This window comes from Bradyrhizobium sp. P2_E8 (assembly GCF_056403875.1).
In genome coordinates this window covers 1-6,117 of the sequence record NZ_JBFUES010000428.1, presented here as the reverse complement: position 1 = coordinate 6,117, position 6,117 = coordinate 1, and the positions used below count along the sequence as shown (strand labels likewise).

Annotated in this window: 8 protein-coding genes; 1 reads left to right on the top strand and 7 read right to left on the bottom strand. The window is 66.5% G+C overall.

From position 1 onward, the window contains the following. The 7 genes from AC1D00_RS22620 to phnG form a co-directional block, all read right to left on the bottom strand. Window positions 1-825, bottom strand: an 825-nt coding sequence (locus AC1D00_RS22620; protein ID WP_477012178.1) for an alpha-D-ribose 1-methylphosphonate 5-triphosphate diphosphatase, incomplete at its 3' end; no start/stop codon positions are given. An 11-nt stretch (window positions 826-836) separates the two neighbouring features. Continuing rightward, window positions 837-1,535, bottom strand: coding sequence for a phosphonate C-P lyase system protein PhnL (phnL, locus tag AC1D00_RS22615; protein WP_404551105.1), 699 nt, complete (start codon window positions 1,533-1,535; stop codon window positions 837-839). A gap of 8 nt (window positions 1,536-1,543) precedes the next feature. Continuing rightward, window positions 1,544-2,341, bottom strand: a complete 798-nt coding sequence (phnK, locus tag AC1D00_RS22610) for a phosphonate C-P lyase system protein PhnK (RefSeq protein ID WP_477012177.1) — start codon at window positions 2,339-2,341, stop codon at window positions 1,544-1,546. Then, window positions 2,334-3,230: an alpha-D-ribose 1-methylphosphonate 5-phosphate C-P-lyase PhnJ gene (locus AC1D00_RS22605; RefSeq protein WP_477012176.1), complete on the bottom strand. Its 897-nt coding sequence runs from the start codon at window positions 3,228-3,230 to the stop codon at window positions 2,334-2,336. Before AC1D00_RS22605 ends, phnK begins: the two co-directional genes overlap by 8 nt. After that, window positions 3,227-4,330 (bottom strand): carbon-phosphorus lyase complex subunit, encoded by a 1,104-nt coding sequence (locus AC1D00_RS22600; RefSeq protein ID WP_025575236.1) that lies wholly within the window; start codon window positions 4,328-4,330, stop codon window positions 3,227-3,229. The genes AC1D00_RS22605 and AC1D00_RS22600 overlap by 4 nt, the downstream gene beginning before the upstream one ends. Window positions 4,331-4,334: 4 nt before the next feature. After that, entirely contained in the window at window positions 4,335-4,943 is a 609-nt protein-coding gene (gene phnH / locus AC1D00_RS22595) for a phosphonate C-P lyase system protein PhnH (RefSeq protein WP_477012175.1), read from the bottom strand. Between the two features lie 4 nt (window positions 4,944-4,947). Continuing rightward, window positions 4,948-5,361: a phosphonate C-P lyase system protein PhnG gene (gene phnG / locus AC1D00_RS22590; protein ID WP_049812107.1), complete on the bottom strand. Its 414-nt coding sequence runs from the start codon at window positions 5,359-5,361 to the stop codon at window positions 4,948-4,950. A gap of 158 nt (window positions 5,362-5,519) precedes the next feature. Between phnG and phnF the strand changes: the two genes are divergently transcribed. After that, on the top strand, window positions 5,520-6,117 hold a 598-nt coding region (gene phnF / locus AC1D00_RS22585; RefSeq protein WP_477012174.1), incomplete at its 3' end, for a phosphonate metabolism transcriptional regulator PhnF.

Sequence of the window (6,117 nt, the reverse complement as noted above, 5' to 3'; positions counted from 1 at the left end):
GAGGTCGCTGCCGGCCTGATGCAGGCCGCGCGCGGCCTCCAATGTCGTCGGGAATTCCGCCACCGAAACCCGATCGCGCACAGCGTCCGCGACATTCTCCTCGGTGGTGTCGTCATGGCTCGCCAGCGGAATCTTGTACTGATGCGCCAGCGCGACGATCTCGCGCATGTTGGTCGCCGCATAAGCCTTCTGATACTCGAAGCGCTTTGCGAACAGCTCGTCGAGCTCGGCGTCGGTCTTGCCGCCGTTCTTGCCGCGGTAATAGTCGCGCAGCTTGCCCTCGTCGCGGAACTGGCGCTGGCCGGGGGTGTGATCCATCAGCGACATCAAGCGGACGTCGGGACGGTCGATCAGCTCCTTGGCCTCCTCGACCACGCTCGGCATCGGGATTTCGCAGCGCAGATGCAGGAAGTGGTCGGCGCGCAGCAGGTCGGCGTCGCGCGCGGTCGTGATCGCGGCGGCGAGCACGCCGGCACGGCCGTCGACTTCCTCGGCGCCGTCCTCGCGCCAGACCCGAAGCGAGTCGAACACGGTGGTGATGCCTGATGTGGCGAGCTGGCCGTCATAGGAGACGACGGCGGCAACCGGATTCCAGAACACCTTCGGCCGCGGCACGTAATGCGCTTCGAGATGGTCGGTGTGGAGCTCGATCAGGCCCGGCATGATCAGGTCGCCGCCGGCATCCTCGGCGCCCGCAGGCGCCCTGCCCTCGCCGATCTCGGCGATGCGTCCATCCGCAAGAGCAAGCCAGCCCTGCTCGATCACCCGGTCGGCCAGCACGATCCTGGCATTGGCGATCACGGTGTCCTTCGGCTTGGCGTTCATTTCCATTTCCTTCAGGCCGCGGCGGCAAAGCTGGTGACATCGACGATGCGGTCAGCAATCAGATGCCGGATTTCGTCGTCATGGACAATGGCGACCATGGCGACGCCCTGGCGCTTTTTCTCGGCGATCAGCTCGACCACGACGGCGCGGTTGGCGGCATCGAGCGAAGCGGTCGGCTCGTCCAGCAGCAGGATCGGCAGGTCGGAGATGAAACCGCGCGCGATGTTAACGCGCTGCTGCTCGCCGCCGGAAAAGGTCGCGGGCGGGAGCTGCCAGAGTCTTTCAGGAATGTTGAGACGGTGCAGCAGGTTGCCGGCGCGCTGCTGCGCCTCGGCTCGGGCCATGCCGTTGACAATCAGCGGCTCGGCGACGACGTCGATCGTGGCGACCCGCGGCACCGCGCGCAGGAACTGGCTGACATAGCCGATGGTCGCGCGGCGCACGTTGAGGACCTGCCGCGGCTCGGCAGTGGCCAGATCGATCAGCGCGCCGCGATGGCGAATGCCGATGCGGCCGGAGTCGCAGCGGTAATTGCCGAAGATCATCTTCAGGATCGACGACTTGCCGGCGCCCGACGGGCCTGACAGCACGACGCATTCGCCGGGGTTCACCTGGAAGGTCACGCCGCGCACGACAGGCAGCTCGATGCCGCCCTGCAGGTGCATCGTGAAGGTCTTGTTGGCGTCGGCGATGTCGATCATGGCGGTCATCGATGGGCTCATGGCGGCAGAATCGAGGAGACGAGGAGTTGGGTATAAGGCTCGCGGGGATCGTCGAGAACCTGGTCGGTGAGACCGGTCTCGATGACGCGGCCGCCCTTCATCACCATCACGCGATGCGACAATAGCCGCGCGACTGCGAGATCGTGGGTGACGATGACGACGGCGAGATGCAGCTCGGCAACGAGGCTGCGCAAGAGATCGAGCAGGCGCGCCTGCACCGACACATCGAGGCCGCCGGTCGGCTCGTCCATGAACACCAGCCGCGGCTCGGTGACGAGGTTGCGGGCGATCTGGAGACGCTGGCGCATGCCGCCGGAATAGGTCCGCGGCGCATCGTCGATGCGCGCGACGTCGATTTCCACGCGCGTGAGCCAGTCGGACGCGGTGTCCCGGATGCGGCCGTAGTGATTCCATCCCACCGCCATCAGCCGCTCGCCGACATTGGCGCCGGCGGAGACCGCCATGCGCAGGCCCTGCGCGGGATCCTGGTGCACGAAACCCCAGTCGGTGCGGAACAGGAAGCGCCGCTCGGCCTCGCCGAGCGTGGCGAGATCGCGGCTGACGCCATCGCGCATCCGGTAGGAGACGTGGCCACCGCTGGCTGCGAGCTGGCCGGAGAGGAGCTGGAGCAGCGTCGACTTGCCCGAACCGGATTCGCCGACGATCGCCAGCACCTCGCCKGAATAGAGCGAGAAAGACACGTCGCGGCACGCGGCGATGCGGCCGTAGGACTTGCTGAGCGAATTCGCGACCAGCAGCGGCTCATCGTTCTCCAGCATGTCGTGATCAGCCATTTGATGTCTCCTGCGCCCTCTCCTTGTACGGCGCAGCACTCAGGCTGCCGTGATGGCCGGCGGCCTGACGGCCCTCGCAATAATCAGTGTCCGAGCAGACGAACATGCGGCCGCCCTTGTCGTCGGTGACGATCTCGTCGAGATAGGAATTTTCGGCGCCGCACAGCGCGCAGGGCGCATTGAAGCGGTAGGGCTCGAAGGGATGATCCTCGAAATCGAGCGACACCACTTTCGTATAGGGCGGGATCGCGTAGATGCGTTTCTCGCGGCCCGCACCGAACAATTGCAGCGCCGGGCAATTGTCCATCTTGGGATTGTCGAATTTCGGCGTCGGCGACGGATCCATCACATAGCGCGCGTTCACCTTCACCGGATAGGCGTAGGCGGTCGCGATATGTCCGAAGCGGGCGATGTCCTCATAGAGCTTCACATGCATCAGGCCGTATTCGGCAAGCGCATGCATGCGCCGCGTCTCGGTCTCGCGCGGCTCGAGGAAGCGCAGCGGCTCCGGGATCGGCACCTGATAGACCAGCACCTGTTTCTCGTGCAGGGCCGCCTCGGGGATGCGGTGACGGGTCTGGATCACGGTCGCCTCCTCCGTCGCCGTCGTGGTGGCGACGCCGGCGGTCTTGGCGAAGAATTTACGGATCGAGATCGCGTTGGTGGTGTCGTCGGAGCCCTGGTCGATCACCTTCAGCACGTCCTCAGGCCCGAGGATCGCCGCCGTCACCTGCACGCCACCGGTGCCCCAGCCATAGGGCATCGGCATTTCGCGGCTGGCGAACGGCACCTGATAGCCGGGGATCGCGATCGCCTTCAGGATGGCGCGGCGGATCATCCGCTTGGTCTGTTCGTCGAGATAGGCGAAATTGTAGGCGGGCGCGTTCATTCCGCGGCCTCCTTCATGGCATCCGGCGCATTGGCCTCGGCAAACTCCTGACGCAGCTTGCGCAGCAGGCCGAGCTCGGACTGGAAGTCGACATAATGCGGCAGCTTCAGATGCTCGACGAAGCCGGTCGCCTGGACGTTGTCCGAATGCGACATCACGAATTCCTCATCCTGCGCCGGCGCGAGCGCCTCTTCACCCAGCTCGCGGGCACGCAGTGCGCGGTCGACCAGCGCCATCGACATGGTCTTGCGCTCGCTCTGGCCGAAGGCGAGGCCATAGCCGCGGGTGAAGCACGGCGCTTCCGTCGCAGAACCCTTGAACTGGTTGACCATCTGGCACTCGGTGAGCTCGATCGAGCCGAGCGGCACAGCGAAGCCGACGTCCTCGGCGGAGAATTCGACCTCGACCTCGCCGAAGCGGATCTCGCCGGCGAAGGGATGGTTTCGGCCGTAGCCGCGCTGGGTGGAATAGCCCATCGCCAGCAGAAAGCCTTCGTCGCCGCGCGCGAGATTTTGCAGGCGCAGGTCGCGGTCCGCCGGGAAGTTCAGCGGCTCGCGGGTGAGATCGCCGACGCTGGCGCCGTCCTCGGCCTGCGGCGAGGATTCGATCAACCCGTCGCGGCCCAGGATATCGGTCACGCGCGGCGTCGGTGCGGTCGAGGATTCGGCTGTCGCGGGCGCCTCGGGCACAAAGCCATCGGCCAGCGAGGGATCGAGCAGGCGATGCGTATAGTCGAAGGTCGGCCCGAGGATCTGACCACCGGGAATGTCCTTGAAGGTCGAGGACACCCGCCGCTGCACCCGCATGGCGCCGGTGTCGACCGGCTCGCTGGCGCCGAAACGCGGCAGCGTGGCGCGGAAGGCGCGGACCAGGAAGATCGCCTCGATCAGATCGCCGCGCGCCTGCTTGATCGCGAGCGCCGCGAGCTCGCGGTCATAGAGCGAGCCCTCGCTCATGACGCGGTCCACGGCCAGACCAAGCTGCTCCGAGATCTGGTCGAGCGTGACTTCCGGAATGCCTTGATCGCCGCGCCGCGCATTGGCGAGCAGGCGATGGGCGTTCTCGATGGCGCGTTCGCCGCCTTTGACTGCGACATACATATGCCTAGCTTCCTTTACTCGCGACACGCGTTGTGCGCGGGATCGCGACCACGGCGTCATCGGCGACCAGCACCACGTCGATGCCGCGCGGAAACAGCGTCTCGTTGACACGCAGTCGCTCGAACAGGTCGGCGGGCTTGATCGAGGCCCGGAGCGTCGCGACGCCGTCGATGCCGGGGCCGCGCAGCTCGAAGCCCTGCCCTGCGTCAAGGCTATCGACCTGGAGGATCAATGTGGTCGACCGATCCGGGTATTCGCTGGTGCCGAGCGCGAAGCGCTCGAGCGCCGGAAGCAAGGCGCCATCGCTGATCAGGGCAAAGCTTGCGATCGAGGAATCCTGAATGACCGGCGCGCCGGTGTGGAACTTGAGCCATTTCACGACGTCGGAACTCTCTGCCATCCGCGCATCGAGCCAGAGCGGCGTATCGTGATCGAACAGCGTCAGCGCGATCGCAGCGACGCCGCGCATCATCGGCCCGGGTGTTCCCGCCATCGGTACGATGCGCTGAACCGAGCCTGGCCGCGCCATCGCGTCCATGACCGAGCGAAAGGTCGATTGCGCCGACAGCACCTTGTCGGCGAACCCCGGCGGCAGTTCCGCAATCGTGGTCATGATCTCACCCCTCACCGCGCACCATGGTGTAGAAATCAACCTTCGTCGCGGCGGTCTCGGCCGCCGCCTGCTTGCGCCGGATCGTAAGCTGCTCGCGCAACGGTGCGATAACGTCCCGCTCGACCGATGCGGAAAAATCCCGCGACTGCACCAGCGCATCGCACAGCGCGATCAGCCGCGCCTTCTCACCGTCGCGCCCGAGCGTGTAGCCGAAGCCGACCTCCCCACTCGCAAGCCGCACCGCGGCGCGCGACACCGTGGCTTCGCCGAGATTGAACGGGGCGCCGTCGCCGCCGACCCTGCCGCGCAGCATGACGAGGCCGTTTTCGGGCGTGCGCAGATCCTGATGGGCCGGAAGGGCGAAAGCGCGGAGGCGAGCGGCGATCTCGCCCGCCTCCGCGTGCGCCAGCACGGCCATCGCGGCCTTGCGCTGGGCTTGCTGATTGTTCTGCTGCGTCACCCGATCCACCGAACTTGCCGAATCCAAGTTGTCTATGATAGTAGACAACTTCATACGGAAGCGCCATGACTGTTTCGTGACAAGCGTGTGATTTTCGGGCTAGGCTGACCGGCGATATGAGCATGCAGGACACCGCCTCCACGGGCGTCGCGCTATGGCGCCTCGTTGCCGACGGCATCGAGCGCGGCATCGCCGACGGCCGCTTTGCCGCCGGCGACAAGCTGCCGGGCGAGATGGAGATCGCCGAGACCTATCGCGTCAACCGCCACACCGTGCGGCGGGCGCTGGCAGCCCTCGCCGAGCGCGGCCTGGTGCGCGCCGAGCGCGGCAGCGGAACCTATGTCGAGGCGCAGCGCATCGCCTATCCGCTGCGCTCGCGCACGCGCTTCTCCGAGATCGTCGGCGCCGGCGGCCGTGAGCCGCGCGGGCAGTTGATCGAGGCGGCCGACGACGTCGCGACGCGTGAGCTGGCGCGCGAGCTGGGCTTGAAGGTCGGCGCGCCGCTGGTGCGGATCGAGGCGATCCGCCTCGCCGACCGCACGCCGATCTGCGTCTCCACGACATGGCTGTCGGCGGAGTTGTTTCCGGATGCGGGCAGCGTGTTTGCAGCAACGCGCTCGATGACGAAACTGCTCGAGCACTTCGGCGTCCGCGACTATCGCCGCGGCGCGACCCGGATCACCGCCGGCATCGTCGATGCGACCGACGCTGCAC

Excerpts from the sequence above, each read along its gene's own strand:
- phnH (WP_477012175.1), bottom strand. The coding sequence starts at position 4,943 with ATGACCACGATTGCGGAACTGCCGCCGGGGTTCGCCGACAAGGTGCTG.
- phnG (WP_049812107.1), bottom strand. The coding sequence starts at position 5,361 with ATGGCCGTGCTGGCGCACGCGGAGGCGGGCGAGATCGCCGCTCGCCTC.
- AC1D00_RS22600 (WP_025575236.1), bottom strand. The coding sequence starts at position 4,330 with ATGTATGTCGCAGTCAAAGGCGGCGAACGCGCCATCGAGAACGCCCAT.
- phnL (WP_404551105.1), bottom strand. The coding sequence starts at position 1,535 with ATGACCGCCATGATCGACATCGCCGACGCCAACAAGACCTTCACGATG.
- AC1D00_RS22605 (WP_477012176.1), bottom strand. The coding sequence starts at position 3,230 with ATGAACGCGCCCGCCTACAATTTCGCCTATCTCGACGAACAGACCAAG.